The following is a 13,577-nucleotide window of genomic DNA, read 5'->3' as shown; positions in this document are numbered from 1 at the left end:
CGCTCTCTTTTTCATTATTAACTTATAAAAAGAAAAAACAATGAAAGATAAAGTTAACAAAATAAAAACCGATTTGCAACATTTTTGCGGTACAGAAATGTTCTTTAAAATCCCATTAATTGGAACTCGTTTTACTGACGGATTAAAATATTTAGCCAACGAAGCAGAATGCTTTTGGCTGATTACAGATGCATCCGTAATTGCTAAAAGTCTATCAAATAGAAGTCATTTTATTACCATTGATTTTAAACGACTTTCTGAAAAAGAACAGTTTGAAAAACAATGCGAAGCTATCATTAATTATAGTGATGGGAATTATAATATTTTAGAGACGCACAGGTATAATGTAACCGATTTCCCATTGGATGAATTGAGGTTGTATTTTGTAGATAATACATTGATGTTACCAAGCGAATATTAATACGATGGTATATCTGAACTATACGAACCTCGATAACGAAACCCAAGAGCGATTGGTTTCGGTTTCCAAAAAAGATGTTGAACATAAATTTGGAAATGATTTGAGACGCTATGCCCAAAAACATCGTATTGATTACGATACACTTTTGGAAGAAGAAGCTCTAAGAAATTTATATTCTTATGACTATGTTTTTAATATTTAAAATTGAATTATTAACTATAGACCTTTAATTATTTAGAGGTCTTTATTTGGTTCTTCTATTTTATATTCTACAACAAAAAGAGCGGTTTGTTAAAGATACTTTTAAACTTCAAGAATAGCACTCTTAAAAAATCTGATTTTAATTCGTATTACCGAAAAAGCCATTACATTTTTGGATGTAATGGTATTTTTTTGTCCAGCGAGCTGGACGAAAAGGAATAGCAAGAGGGTAACACGCTAGCGCGATGTTTCGATTTTCAGTTTTTTCAAAACCCTAGTAAAATCAACACCTTTCGGCGATTGATTGTTTTGATATTTGAATATGTAACATGGTTTTTTCAGAAAAAATCCTCGCAGCCCAATCAAAACAACAAATTTTTTCAGAAAAAATGGATAAAGGATATGAAAAAGAGCGATTTGAGAAGCTCGGGATTAAAACTTCAGTAGCAGAGCGTTTTCGAGTGTTTTGTAAAAAATTATCTAAATCACAATCGATGACTTTGCTTCTGATGCTGGACTTTTTTGAGGACAATGGCATTTCCCCAAATGAAACTTTGGGACCAAATATGCAAACATTGGAGAGTGAAATTAAGAAGCGAATAAATGCTGTAATCGCTATAATAAAAGACATAGAAAAGAACCATGATAAACCCACAACTGCAATGTTGCAATCTTTGTTTATGGAGTTTGAACCAAAGCAAGAAAGGTTGATTTTAGAGAAAGAGGTTGAAGAGAAGGAAGTACTAATTGTAGAAAAAAATGATTCAAATAATCAATTATAATATTATGTATATCACAATCACAGCTCAAAAATTAGGAGGGGATTATTCACAAAGTGCTGCGGATTTTGCTGAGTATCTGGAGAAAGAAAATCAAGGTTTGGAGCAAGAAGATGTGGAGCATTTTTTTAATCAATATGGAGATGAAATTCAAGCCAAAGACGTGGTAAAAGAAATCGATGGCAATACGGCTAAACTCAAAAAGAAAGAACCAAAATTTTATTCAATAACAGTTAGTCCAAGTAAACATGAATTAAAAAAACTACAGAATAATTCTGAAGATTTAAAAAAATATACCAGAGCCATAATGAGAGATTATGCAGCATCTTTTAATCGTGAAATTAATGGTAAATCAATAACCGTTGATGACATTAAATATTTTGCGAAAATTGAATATCAACGCACATTTAAAGGCACAGATAAACAAGTAAAAGAAAACCAACCTTTTGCCACAAAAATACTTCAACTAAAAACTGATATTCGGAAAATTGAACAAGGTCAATTAGATGGGAATATAAAGAAAATGAAATCTCAAATTAGCAAACTCGAAGCCGAAGCACCACATCAGTCCCGAAGCTTCGGGAGAAAACGGATTGTTCAAGGCATGAAAAAAGCAGGTAATCAAAGTCATATTCATATTATCGTGAGCCGAAAAGATGCCTCAAATTCTGTGAGTCTATCACCAGGATCTAAATACAAAGCTTCGGAGGTTCAGATGCATGGTAAAATTGTAAAACGTGGTTTTGATAGAGATGCGTTTTTCACTAAAGCCGAAAGCACTTTTGATAAAACTTTTGGCTACAAACGCAACTATGCAGAATCGTATAAATCTAAAAAAGATTTCATTAAAAATCCAAAACTGTACTTCACAACATTATTAGGATTGCCGGCAAGTGACAAAGCCATTGCTTTTAATATTATTTCTAAATCTGGATTACCCATATTGAATATTCCAACTAGTCAGACACAGCTAGCCTTAAAAGCAATTAGAACCTTAAAGCGCGGTGTGGATGTGGCAATTAAATCTGGATCAATAGGGATATAACATGGAAATACAAGAAGTCACATTTACGATTGGGTTATTATTTGGAATGAGCTTAGTGTTCTTAAGCCTTTTTAGAATGACGCGATATGCTTTTTTTATAAATCTACTTTTAATTGTAATTTGTTTAGGACTACTTTTTAAATTGAGTCCGTATTTAATGCATTGGGTTATCCAGTTGCTTTATATTGGTTGTCCACTTTTACTGATTAATACAGTTTTATATGTTTTTCTTCATAAGGAAAAAGATATTTTAGATTTCAATAATAAGTACCAAGTTCATTTTAAAGTAAAACAGGGAGATTTCAAAATAAACAACATCAAACGAGGCGCTTCAGTTATTGGTTCTGCAGGAAGTGGGAAAACAGAAAGCGTGGTTTTTAACTTCCTTCAGCATTTCAGCAAGCATAAATTTTCCGGTGTGATTCACGATTACAAGAATTTTGAAATCACAGAAATGGCATTTCCTTTATTTGAAAAAAATGAAATTGATTTCAAAGTAATTTCATTTGATAACATTCATGAACGAGTAAATCCGATAGCACCAAGATATATGGCCAATGAAGAAAGCGTAAATGAAGTCGCAAGAGTGCTAATTGAAAACCTTTTAGAACAAAGAGAGTCTGGAAGCATAGGGACAACCAGATTCTTTAATGATGCTGCAGAAGGATTAATTGGCGGATTGATCTGGAAACTCCGGTCTTCATATCCTCACCTCTGCACATTACCACATTTAATAGCCATTTATCAATTTCTGGACACTGACAGTCTCATTGCTTTTTTGAGTTCAAACACCACATCCAGAGCGATGGCAGATGCCTTTATAAGTGGTAAGGATTCCGACAGGCAAACCGCAGGAGTAAAGAGCACTTTGGCCAATGCGCTCAAAAAAATAAGTACGCAACGTATTTTTATGGCTTTATCCGCAGATGATGTTCCGCTGAATATAAATAGTCAGGGCAAACCTTTAGCGATTTCAGTAGTCAATAATCCGAAATACGAGACTGCTTATTCGCCAATTATAGCAACTATAGTTCACACCATTACCAAACAAATGAGTGTAAGAAACTCAAATGCTTCGTTCCTATTAATGGAAGAGGCACCAACTATTCGGCTTTTAAACATGCACAGAATTCCCGCCACATTACGAAGTTACGATATTGCTACAATTTATGTGATACAGGACAAAATACAGAATGATATGATGTATGGCGATAAGGCGAGTAAAGCAATTTTAAGTAATTTATCATATCAATTCTTCGGAAAGGTAAACGATCCAGACACAGCGAAATATTACGAACGCTTTTTTGAAATCGTAAAAAAAGAAACCACAAGCGTAAACAGAGGTCATAATCTTAATTTTGATACGCGAATTACAACAGGAGAACGTGAAGTCGCTAAAATTAGAGCTGATGTGTTTTTCAGACTTAAAGAAGGCGAGTTTATTACGTTCGCTGATGGAAAGGATAGAAAAGTACAATTTAAGCTTCCTAAAATAGAAAAGCGATTACCAACAAAACAGCAAGACTATTCTGATGCCGACTTACAAGCTAATTTTGATAGGGTTTATAAAGAAGCAAAGTCAATATTCAAAAATTAATATCAGTATCTTTATAGCGTAATTAGTTAGAAATAACAAGACCATTTCAATTTTCATGACCGAGACCAATCGTATAGAATACAAGCAAGAGCTTACCGAAGGATTAGAAAAAGAAGTCATTGCTTTTCTGAATTATCGTGAAGGAGGAATTATCTATATTGGTATCGATAAAGCGGGAAATACTTATGGTTTGGCAGATTCAGATAGCGACCAATTAAAGATAAAGGATCGACTGAAGCACAATATTAAACCCTCGGCATTAGGCTTATTTGATATTGTTAGTGAAGAACGTGAGGGTAAGGATATCATAAAAATCATTGTAGCAAGTGGACCAGAAAAACCATATCATTTAAGAAAATATGGTATGAGTGAAAAGGGTTGCTTTATTCGAATTGGGACTGCTGCAGAGCCAATGCCCCAAAACATGATTGAGACACTTTTTTCTAAACGTACTCGTAATTCCATAAGTAAAATTAAAGCAACTATCCAAGACTTGACGTTTAGCCAACTGAAAATATATTATGAAGAATCTGGCTTTAAATTAGGTAATGCATTTGCTAAAAATTTGGAACTGCTTACAGAAGATGGTGCATATAATTACGCAGCTTACCTTTTGGCAGATAAAAATAATACCTCTGTCAAAGTTGCTAAATATTCGGGTACAAACCGAACGGATTTAATAGAAAGTAATGAATATGGCAACGAATGTTTGGTAAAGGCTACCAAACAAATTATAGATAAAATCGCTGTTGAAAATAGAACAGCCACAAAAATTACTTCTAAAGAGCGAAAACAAAATCACCTTTGGAACCCTATTGCATTGCGAGAGGCTATTATTAATGCATTTGTGCATAACGATTACAGCAATGAGGTGCCTCCAAAGTTTGAAATTTTTTCAGATAGAATAGAGATTACATCTGCTGGAGGTTTACCAGAAGGATTAAGTCAACAAGAATTTTTTGAAGGCTTTTCAGTGCCTCGTAATAAGGAACTGATGCGTATATTTAAAGACTTGGAGTTAGTGGAACAATTGGGCTCTGGTATTCCACGTATCTTAGACCACTATGGTAGGGAAAGTTTTAGTTTTTCAGAAAACTTTCTTAGAATGACTTTTGTCGCTAAAGAACTTACTGTTAAAGTTGATGATAATGTAGATAATGGAGAAGGTGGTCAAATAGGTGGTCAAATAGGTGGTCAAATAGGTGGTGTAATAGATAAAGAAGGAAATAATAAAATAGATGCTCTAGAAGAATTAACGCTTAGGCAAAAAGAAATTATTAAAATGATAGCATCTGATAATAGAATAAGTCGTTCTGGTATTTCAGAAGTTTTACATATTAATGAATCTGCTATTCAAAAGCACCTTAATAACCTCAAAGAAAAGGGCTATTTAGAGCGCATTGGTGGCACTAGGGGCTATTGGAAGATACATATCAAATAACCGTAGGGCATTATCCTAAAAGGGTGTTTTTTCATTCATCTGTTTTTCAGTAACCAACCATTTACCATCTACTTTTATAAGCTTAAAAGTTTCAGATTTATTATCATAAGAAGTAGAAAACTTTACCCAAGCCGTATCTTCTTTAACAGTTTCTTCAATGAGTTTAAAATTTGAATTATCATCAGTTCCTGGAGCAATTGTAGCTTGAATAGACATGAACGAAGCGTAACTTTCTGCTGTTGTGTGCTTTTTTAGTTTAGAGTTATCGTTCTTATAAAAGCTTTCTACAACAATTTTAGCGGTATCGGTAGGCGACAATTGAGATTGTGTGCATCCCATAAGTAACAAAATCAATAAATACAGAATCATCTTTTTCATAATATTTAATTTGGGTTATTAATCGTTTTATCAGATATTTTCAATTTAACATTGCGTTCGCCATTTTTCTCATTGAGCTCTAATAAAACCAAACGCTCGTTACTAATAGAGAATTTGGGAACTACATAAACCAATTTGGTTATTTGAGCTTCTTTAATCCGTGAGGGCATGTTATGGACGAAAACTGGAGCTAAATTCAGGTTTTGTAATGATTTTTTCTTGCCTTTTTTTCTGGTTTGGATAGTTAGATTTAAGAAATTTACATCATAATCCAAAGACGATTTATTTTCAACAGTTATCACAAAGTATAATTCCTCTTTGTCGAAAACAATATTTTCAATCTTTAGAATAATACCATTATTACGCTTTTTGAGCTTGCCAACGCGTTGTCTTCTTTTTACTAAATATGAGCAAAATCGTTTATAGTAATCAGATTTAAAATTTAAGCGTTCAACTGAATTATCTTTTTTATTTACATTAGATATTGGTCTTTCATTACCAATGGATGCTGAGTCTGGAATAAAGTAATTTAGCTTTTCAAGTTGCTCCTTATATTTTACAATATACGAAAAAATTGAGCCATTGTTGTTGATTATCAGTAAATTACTTTCACTTCCTGGTGTAGATTGTAACAAGCCAAAATACTGTTCTTTTTCTCTATTATAGGTAAAAACAAAATTTTCAGACCCCGTAATACCTTGTCTAATGGGGTTAGGGAAGAAGAGTGCAACATTTTTATGTTCGTTGGCGTAAATGGTGTCTAAAATGATTTGTGATTGTGCTTCAACGAAAGCTGTAACCAAAATAAAGCTAAATATTAGTATTAGATTTTTCATAGGATTATTGATTTAATGAAGCTTTTAAAATGAGTTTATAATTATTAACTACCGAAACCTTAACACTGCGATTACTGCGTTGAAAGATTCTCTTAACACCATTTACCTGTGGCACACCAGCTATATTTATATCATCTACAACATCTTCAATAACTTCTCTTTTAGCATCTGCTCTAAAACTGTTTTCAATATAGATGCCTTCACTTCCATCTTGTAAATCGAAAGCTTTGAGTTTTACTACTTGATGTAAAATATTTTCAATCTCTATTAGAACCCGGTTAGGTTTAAAACTTATAAAACCATAAATAGGTGTATTTTTGGGAACGATTCGATTGTTGATTAAGGCGTCTTTAATTAATCGCATTCTTAAGCGATAGTTTGTTCTTACAGTTTGGTTGCCATCAACTGTAACACGAATCACCGAGTCTGTTGTTACTATATTAAAGCGTGGATTGGTTTGCGGATTTGAGGCAAAAAATAGCTTATGCTCCAGTCCAATCTCTCTGGCTTCAACACTAAGGTCAACTTCATGTATAACGCTATCTCTGTCTTTTGGTTTTGCGATTGCAAACTTTGAATTAGGGTTTCGATACTGATTTTCGGTATAGTTTATTTTACCATAACGATAAATACTATCAACTATGCGTTGTTTTTCTTTCTCAATCAAATTTGGATCATAATAGCCCAGGGAATCAATAAATTTTTCATCATAAATACTCGGAGCATTGCTTTCTTTTACTTCCTTTAAGTCATTTATGGCATCTAATTTCGTTGAATAATCTTCCTGTTCTTGTTTCAGTTCAGGTACTAATGTTTGTTTTAGTTCATTGTTCTCTTCATCATTATTTCTTGTTACTATAATGGTATAGGCGATAATGAATATTAGAACGATAGCCAATACCGAACTAAAGACAATTTTATTCTTTTCTAGTTTCATCTGATATTTTTTTTAAAGTGTTTTCAAAATAATTTGTGATTAATAAACCGTGTGTGTTTTTAGGATAATTACGGTCAACAACAATAAGATTTCCTGTGGAAACTAATTCGTAAGTATCTACCACAGTGCCTCGATTAATTTCGAAAATAGTGGTGGTTTGGAATTGGTAAGGTTCAATTTTTAGGTCTAATTGCGATTCTATGCTCAGTACTTTTTGTATCAATGAATATTGCAATAACCTATTGTAAACTCCGTCAGCTTTTTTCTGACGATACAGGTTATCTACAGAACTGTTACCAAGCCATAATGCCTTTTCTAAATTCTTTTCGTAATTACTTGCATCTATATTGTAGAAATAAGAATGAAACAATTCTAGATGCGCCAGTGCTTCAACTTTAAAATTCTCTTTTTGTACTACCCATTTCAATGGAATAACAGTACCATCAGTATTAATTGCAAAAGCGCTATTAAGTGCTTTTTTATGAATATCATAAACTATCCATCCAGAAAACGCACTAGAACCCAGAGCGCAAATAACCACGGCAAGCACGATAAATCGGTTTATTTTTAAAACGGTATATATGTTTTTGTATGATGTTTTCATGAAGCGTAATTAGAATTTAAGAAGTGAAAAGTCTTAGAGTGAATGATACAGCTCGTTTGTACAATTTGAATTTTAGAAATACAATAAAGACCACAGAGCCTAATTGAACTACTGGAGCGAAAAAGCGACTGCCAACATCGGTCCCGAATAAATTAACCCAGAAATTAGTGTTTATCTCTGTGTAGATGGCGTTTATAAATACGTTGACTAAAAAGAAAGCTGGCACAAGCATATAAACAGCGGCATATAATTTGAAAAACGTATAAGCCATGGATCGAAATTTTTCAAATACAGCAAGACTAATTATAAGCGGGAAAAAAGCTTGCATGATTCCTAAAAGGAAATATCGTTCGGCTAAAAACAACGGATAGATAAAAAGGTCTAAAATCCATAATCCAAGACTAACGATAAAAGCAATGATTTTCCAGCCATAAAGGGGTGTAACCAAAGCGTCATACAATAATGCCATTGCTTTTTTCGTGGCTTCTATAACACCTACATCTTCCTCAATTGGAATATCCTGCATTTGTAACGGAAGGAGTGCAGGTGCGGTATTTCTATATTGAGATTCTATGGCAACAAGTAAACCATCAAAGAAACCTAGAATTTGAGTAGAGAAAATAACCAATAGTACAATCGCAAAATTCTTTGCTAATTCTCCAGGACTTAATCCCCAAGTATAACCGTCTTTATCTGCAATGCCTTCATTATATTTTTTAAGGATGTTCACAAGAAAAAAGAGCACAGCGAGTGTTTTCATTCCAGCTATCGTGTACTGTGAAAAATCACTGTTTTTTATAGTTTGAAAAACAGTATCGATGTACTCTAATCCTATCCCTAAAAATAAAATTGCGTTCATTATCAGTAGTTTGTTTCTCTATTATTGATTTTATCCTGCATTTTTCTAAAAGCGATGATATCTCTATAACGACTTACCTTTTTATTGATTTCTGCCACCATTTCATTAGATTCAGTTTCCTTTTGCTTTAAAATGCCAGCACGTTCTGCATCCGTCATTTTTAAAAAATCACTAGACAATATCTGTTCTATAAAATTCATGCTGTCTATTGAGTTTTCAATAATAGAATTAAATGAGTTGGATATTCTATTTACTTCATCAGCTTTGATATAAGGCGAGTTTAAAATCTCTCGTAAATCATCCCTTACGATATTAAAAAGTGTTTGATTGTTTTTAGCTAATTCCTTTACTGCTTTTAACTGCCGTATGGCATTATTCACTTTTTCAATATTATCCTTTTGAGTTTTTAAAAACTGTACCGTTTTTAACAATTGTGAGGTCTGTTTCGCAGATTCTACGAGCGATTTAGCAAGCCCTATAAAATTTGTATTGTCATAAACTGGCATGCCTTGAGCCTTAGCAAGGTTAGGTAATAAAAAAGCGAAGGCTAGTGCAAGTACTAATGTTTTCATTTTTGTTTTCATAATTTTTGTTTTAAGATGAATATTCAGTTTTGATGTATTCGTTAATTGCTTTTTCCATATTTTGGTGTTTTTCGTAAAGTGTCATAATCGCTTCATTTTCTGCACCATCGGTGAGGTAAGCTGCGTAAACCGCTTTTGGTACTTCTAACCGGAAAATGTTACTCTCTTTTCCAATCTTGATAAACATTTCGGTATATTTTTTTGGTCCAGTAAGATTGTTTTTTATGGATTTTAATTGGTTCAAGTCGTGGCTAGAAAGATTAAGTCTTTTAACCAGTTCGTCATAACCTTTTTCATTATTCAGGCTGTAAACCACTTGTGTGTTTTCAAGAATACTTGCGGATGTTGAATTGTTTGGTAATTGATTAATAGATTGTAGAATGATACCAATCGCCCCGTTTTGTTTTCTAATAGCTTGATAGTAGAATTCTACACTTTCAAGTACATTTTCAAACTTTAGCTGTTTGGCAAACTCATCAAATAAGATGATGCCTTTTTCTGCTCGATTCTTCCAAATGGTTCTTTGGATGGCAGATTTAATCAACTTTAACATTACAGACAGGATTTCCTTGTTGTCCTTTACTTCGTCCAGTTCAAAAACAATCAGTCGTTTATCTTCAATTTTATAGGTTTGGTCTTCGCTGACTTCAAATAGAAAACTATATAGACCATCGCCAACATACTCAGACATCACGTGTAAGAAGCTCGTAACATTAAAGTAGTCGGGATGGATTTTTAAGGCGCTCAGAAGATTTTCCTGGTGCCTTTCTATATAATTGTAAAAGCCTTCGAGTGAATGATTTTCAGAAGTATTGCTATAATACTTACGAAGTATTTTTTTAATGGAAACCGATTGCGCTTTGGTCACTTTTAAGTCTGAAGCAAACAATTCAAACAAGAAGACCGATAGATCTTCTAAGCGTTCTGGTGTCAGGTCATTTTTATTGCTGATGTAAAAGGGATTGATGCCTAGATTCTTTCCGCTTTCATATCGTAGTACGGTATATTTTTCAGGATAGAGTTTTGCGAATTTGGTGTAAGAACCACCCAAATCTATTATAACTAAACGAACACCACTTTCAAAATATTGGCGCAGAATGTTATTCGCCAAAAATGATTTGCCTTCGCCAGTAGGTGCGAAAATGGCAAAATTTCGAGCTTTGATACGCTTCTTTTTTTCATCCCAAACATCTTTTAAAACTGGAATGTTATGTTCTCTGTCATTAAAGATGATGCCTGTTTTATCCGATTTGTAGTTAGTGTTATTTATAAACAAGCAAAGCGCATGCTTTAAATCAGTTACGTATAAATCAGTGTTCGAGAAATTGGAAGAAAAGCAGCAGTAACTATTTAGTATATAATTTTTGCGTTCTTCGCCTCCTGGATAGTATGGAATAATATCAATTTCCTTAAATTCTGTTTTAATTTTAGAAGTTATTTTATCTAGTTCTTTCGCATCTTTAGACCAATACACAATATTGAGATGACCACGTATGATTCGTGAATTATCATCTGCATTGATTTGGTCCAAAATGTGCTGAATTTTACCAAGTACGACTTTATTCTGTGAACCAAAATTGGAACTTTTGTTGAGTTCCTCTATTTTCTTATCGAGTAGTTTGCGCCATTTCTGTTTGTCATCAAAATAAAGAATCTGGTTGACAATATGGTTTTCATTAAGTGTAAGCCCTATTCCATCGATAAATCCTTGATGAAATACAAAATCGTCTGAAGTAAATTTTTCATTGGTTTTACTGCTTTGTACACTTTCGCCAAAGCAAAGTTCGCTATTGATGGCAAGCGCATCAAAATGATTTTCGCCTATATTAACACTTTTCTTTTCCAGTAGAATATCGGTGTCAAATCCTTCGTTGAAACCGTTGAAATAACTATTCGTTAATTGCTGAATTTCTTCTGATTTTAATGGAAGAAATGTCATTTTTCGACTATTATTTATAAAGGAAACCGAATCGCTTACCGAGTTAGCAAAGCTTTTAATGGTATCGTCCAGTTCCTGTAAAATCCCTTTTGAAATTTTTCTGAAGGGATTGACGTATTTATGGTTGTTGAGTGCTTTGTTTTTGGTTAATATGAAAAACAAATAACATATATGTTCGATGTGTCCACGACCTTTAAAATGTTTGTGTGTGGCTTTTTCCAAAAAGGTGTTATTCGGAAGTTGTTCTGAAGAATATGATTTTTTTAGATAGATGTCCTGTTTATGGACAACCGTTCCAATAGGTAGCGATTTCAAAGCTTGAAACCAAGTACCATGTATATCCTCAAAATCCTTTTCGGATAAGGAATAGATTTCCGGTAGGTTTCCTTTGTAACATAAAATCACATTACCATTGTTGGCAAATACCATATTCTCTTGAATATCTACAATAGGTTGATATGCCGAAATGTTAATCTTGTTCATAATCAAAGCCGGAATTTCTTTTGTTGCTTATAATTCTTGGAAAGGCTTTAGCCATCTGAAAAAGCTGTGGGTTGTTGGTTATGCGCGTCAAAGCAACATATAAGGTTGCATTGAAAATAAATATGCCAATGATTAATCCGAAACTGAATGAGAAAATGATGATTAGCAACGATGCCAAAATTGAAACCATCATTAAGGCAAATAAGGAAATGGGCAAACCGAAAATGACTGCCTGTTTCCTTATATTTTTATAGACTTCGTATTTCTTCATAAAGTTGTTTTAATAAAACCCTTAATGCGGGACATTACACTACGATGGATATTAGGTAAGTGAAGATGCCTACTACTGCGCCAGCAATAAGAACAAACACAAGCACACGAGTAATCCCTTTTTTAAGGTCTGCATTCTCGCCAAAGAAATGACCAGCGTTAAATAAGAATCCGATAAGGAAAATAACGCCCAGAATAATTGGGAAAATGGTTCTAATGGTATTGGAAACATCATTAACAGAATCTTCAATACCACCAATTTGTGCAAAGCTTGAAACAGATGTTAGTAATAGTACGAGAAAAGCAAAAATTAATTTTTTCATAAGGAATAGATTTTAAATTATTTAGTATCCGTGCAGTACGCCATATTTTTCCGTCTGCTATAATTTTTGTGAAATCTATTATGAAATGAAGATGAAAGAAGAAAATATCTAAATTTTAACGCTACTTGATGTTAAACTTTTGAATATTGTTAAAGAAGCGATTGTTTTCTTGAATATTGTGAAATCTAAAACGATAATTATGAATACATTAAATCAAATTGCACTTTTACTATTTTGGCTGTCTTTTTTAAGCCATGCTTATGCGCAAAATCCTAAGGGTCAAGTAAGGGAGCCTATTGTAGTAATAGATCCTGGGCATGGTGGAAAAGATGCTGGAGCAATTTCCATACATGGTATAAAAGAAAAAGACATTGTAATGGATATAGCCTCTAAAATGGTTGAACTAAATCACAAGCTTTATAAAAAGTCTTTGAAAGTCTATCTTACTAGATATACAGATACGTTAATATCTTTAAGCGATAGAATACAGCTATCTAAAAAACTAAAAGCAGATGTGTTTATCTCCTTACATTGCAATCAAGCAACAAATAAGTCGGCGGTAGGAACAGAGGTATATGTTTATCCTAAAAACGAAGTACATGATGAAGCTTCCGTTTATTTAGGGGTTGTGATACAAAAAGGATTGACGGATTTACTCAAAATTAAAAGTAGAGGTGCAAAATATGATAATTTTCAGGTGTTACGAGATAATAATAGCAATGCAGCAATTCTTTTAGAACTTGGGTTTTTATCTCAAACTGATGAGGCTATATCTCTATCTCAACAATATTCTCAAAATGCTATTGCTTTGGTTATACTTCAATCGATTATTAAATTTTTGGGATTATGAAGGAGTTAGGGATTACAATAATGAAGAGTT

The 13,577-nt window shown here is 33.1% G+C and carries 16 protein-coding genes; 7 read left to right on the top strand and 9 right to left on the bottom strand.

What is annotated here, in order from left to right:
• Positions 1-40 precede the first annotated feature (40 nt).
• From CLV33_RS01975 to CLV33_RS01950, 6 genes are all read left to right on the top strand, one after another.
• Positions 41-421 (top strand): DUF6876 family protein, encoded by a 381-nt coding sequence (locus tag CLV33_RS01975; RefSeq protein ID WP_105472484.1) that lies wholly within the window; start codon positions 41-43, stop codon positions 419-421.
• 4 nt (positions 422-425) lie between these two features.
• Positions 426-623: a hypothetical protein gene (locus tag CLV33_RS01970; protein WP_105472483.1), complete on the top strand. Its 198-nt coding sequence runs from the start codon at positions 426-428 to the stop codon at positions 621-623.
• 328 nt (positions 624-951) lie between these two features.
• Positions 952-1,404: a BfmA/BtgA family mobilization protein gene (locus tag CLV33_RS01965; protein ID WP_317045147.1), complete on the top strand. Its 453-nt coding sequence runs from the start codon at positions 952-954 to the stop codon at positions 1,402-1,404.
• Between the two features lie 4 nt (positions 1,405-1,408).
• Positions 1,409-2,446: a MobB family relaxase gene (gene mobB, locus CLV33_RS01960; RefSeq protein ID WP_105472734.1), complete on the top strand. Its 1,038-nt coding sequence runs from the start codon at positions 1,409-1,411 to the stop codon at positions 2,444-2,446.
• A gap of 1 nt (position 2,447) precedes the next feature.
• Positions 2,448-4,043: a type IV secretory system conjugative DNA transfer family protein gene (locus CLV33_RS01955; RefSeq protein WP_105472482.1), complete on the top strand. Its 1,596-nt coding sequence runs from the start codon at positions 2,448-2,450 to the stop codon at positions 4,041-4,043.
• A 55-nt stretch (positions 4,044-4,098) separates the two neighbouring features.
• A complete protein-coding gene (locus CLV33_RS01950; RefSeq protein WP_105472481.1) occupies positions 4,099-5,484 on the top strand; it encodes an RNA-binding domain-containing protein in 1,386 nt (461 codons plus the stop codon).
• Between the two features lie 15 nt (positions 5,485-5,499).
• Here CLV33_RS01950 and CLV33_RS01945 read toward each other — a convergent pair whose 3' ends face one another.
• From CLV33_RS01945 to CLV33_RS01905, 9 genes are read right to left on the bottom strand one after another with little or no spacing between them, the layout of a single operon-like run.
• Positions 5,500-5,862, bottom strand: coding sequence for a hypothetical protein (locus CLV33_RS01945; RefSeq protein WP_105472480.1), 363 nt, complete (start codon positions 5,860-5,862; stop codon positions 5,500-5,502).
• A gap of 5 nt (positions 5,863-5,867) precedes the next feature.
• Entirely contained in the window at positions 5,868-6,698 is an 831-nt protein-coding gene (locus CLV33_RS01940; RefSeq protein ID WP_105472479.1) for a DUF4138 domain-containing protein, read from the bottom strand.
• 4 nt (positions 6,699-6,702) lie between these two features.
• On the bottom strand, positions 6,703-7,635 hold the full coding sequence (gene traM / locus CLV33_RS01935) for a conjugative transposon protein TraM (protein WP_105472478.1): 933 nt from the start codon (positions 7,633-7,635) through the stop codon (positions 6,703-6,705).
• The gene (locus CLV33_RS01930) at positions 7,616-8,239 is read right to left on the bottom strand and encodes a conjugal transfer protein TraK (protein ID WP_105472477.1); all 624 of its coding nucleotides are present in this window, start codon (positions 8,237-8,239) and stop codon (positions 7,616-7,618) included. Before CLV33_RS01930 ends, traM begins: the two co-directional genes overlap by 20 nt.
• Positions 8,240-8,255: 16 nt before the next feature.
• Positions 8,256-9,098 carry a hypothetical protein gene (locus CLV33_RS01925; protein ID WP_105472476.1) on the bottom strand — a complete coding sequence of 281 codons (843 nt, stop codon included), beginning with the start codon at positions 9,096-9,098 and terminating at the stop codon, positions 8,256-8,258.
• Positions 9,099-9,100: 2 nt separating this feature from the next.
• Positions 9,101-9,682, bottom strand: a complete 582-nt coding sequence (locus CLV33_RS01920; RefSeq protein ID WP_105472475.1) for a conjugal transfer protein — start codon at positions 9,680-9,682, stop codon at positions 9,101-9,103.
• A 10-nt stretch (positions 9,683-9,692) separates the two neighbouring features.
• Entirely contained in the window at positions 9,693-12,104 is a 2,412-nt protein-coding gene (locus CLV33_RS01915; RefSeq protein ID WP_105472474.1) for a TraG family conjugative transposon ATPase, read from the bottom strand.
• Entirely contained in the window at positions 12,091-12,375 is a 285-nt protein-coding gene (locus CLV33_RS01910; RefSeq protein WP_105472473.1) for a hypothetical protein, read from the bottom strand. The genes CLV33_RS01915 and CLV33_RS01910 overlap by 14 nt, the downstream gene beginning before the upstream one ends.
• A 34-nt stretch (positions 12,376-12,409) precedes the next feature.
• Positions 12,410-12,697 (bottom strand): hypothetical protein, encoded by a 288-nt coding sequence (locus tag CLV33_RS01905; RefSeq protein ID WP_105472472.1) that lies wholly within the window; start codon positions 12,695-12,697, stop codon positions 12,410-12,412.
• A 199-nt stretch (positions 12,698-12,896) separates the two neighbouring features.
• Between CLV33_RS01905 and CLV33_RS01900 the strand changes: the two genes are divergently transcribed.
• Entirely contained in the window at positions 12,897-13,547 is a 651-nt protein-coding gene (locus tag CLV33_RS01900; protein ID WP_105472733.1) for an N-acetylmuramoyl-L-alanine amidase family protein, read from the top strand.
• Positions 13,548-13,577 lie beyond the last annotated feature (30 nt).

The organism is Jejuia pallidilutea, assembly GCF_002973595.1.
GTDB lineage: Bacteria > Bacteroidota > Bacteroidia > Flavobacteriales > Flavobacteriaceae > Jejuia > Jejuia pallidilutea.
Note: the sequence above shows the minus strand (reverse complement) of the source record. Positions and strands in the feature narration are given on the sequence as shown.

Bases quoted from the DNA above. Each gene is read 5' to 3' on its own strand.
- CLV33_RS01975 (WP_105472484.1), top strand. From the start codon at position 41: ATGAAAGATAAAGTTAACAAAATAAAAACCGATTTGCAACATTTTTGC.
- CLV33_RS01970 (WP_105472483.1), top strand. From the start codon at position 426: ATGGTATATCTGAACTATACGAACCTCGATAACGAAACCCAAGAGCGA.
- CLV33_RS01965 (WP_317045147.1), top strand. From the start codon at position 952: ATGGTTTTTTCAGAAAAAATCCTCGCAGCCCAATCAAAACAACAAATT.
- mobB (WP_105472734.1), top strand. From the start codon at position 1,409: ATGTATATCACAATCACAGCTCAAAAATTAGGAGGGGATTATTCACAA.
- CLV33_RS01955 (WP_105472482.1), top strand. From the start codon at position 2,448: ATGGAAATACAAGAAGTCACATTTACGATTGGGTTATTATTTGGAATG.
- CLV33_RS01950 (WP_105472481.1), top strand. From the start codon at position 4,099: ATGACCGAGACCAATCGTATAGAATACAAGCAAGAGCTTACCGAAGGA.
- CLV33_RS01945 (WP_105472480.1), bottom strand. From the start codon at position 5,862: ATGAAAAAGATGATTCTGTATTTATTGATTTTGTTACTTATGGGATGC.
- CLV33_RS01940 (WP_105472479.1), bottom strand. From the start codon at position 6,698: ATGAAAAATCTAATACTAATATTTAGCTTTATTTTGGTTACAGCTTTC.
- traM (WP_105472478.1), bottom strand. From the start codon at position 7,635: ATGAAACTAGAAAAGAATAAAATTGTCTTTAGTTCGGTATTGGCTATC.
- CLV33_RS01930 (WP_105472477.1), bottom strand. From the start codon at position 8,239: ATGAAAACATCATACAAAAACATATATACCGTTTTAAAAATAAACCGA.
- CLV33_RS01925 (WP_105472476.1), bottom strand. From the start codon at position 9,098: ATGAACGCAATTTTATTTTTAGGGATAGGATTAGAGTACATCGATACT.
- CLV33_RS01920 (WP_105472475.1), bottom strand. From the start codon at position 9,682: ATGAAAACAAAAATGAAAACATTAGTACTTGCACTAGCCTTCGCTTTT.
- CLV33_RS01915 (WP_105472474.1), bottom strand. From the start codon at position 12,104: ATGAACAAGATTAACATTTCGGCATATCAACCTATTGTAGATATTCAA.
- CLV33_RS01910 (WP_105472473.1), bottom strand. From the start codon at position 12,375: ATGAAGAAATACGAAGTCTATAAAAATATAAGGAAACAGGCAGTCATT.
- CLV33_RS01905 (WP_105472472.1), bottom strand. From the start codon at position 12,697: ATGAAAAAATTAATTTTTGCTTTTCTCGTACTATTACTAACATCTGTT.
- CLV33_RS01900 (WP_105472733.1), top strand. From the start codon at position 12,897: ATGAATACATTAAATCAAATTGCACTTTTACTATTTTGGCTGTCTTTT.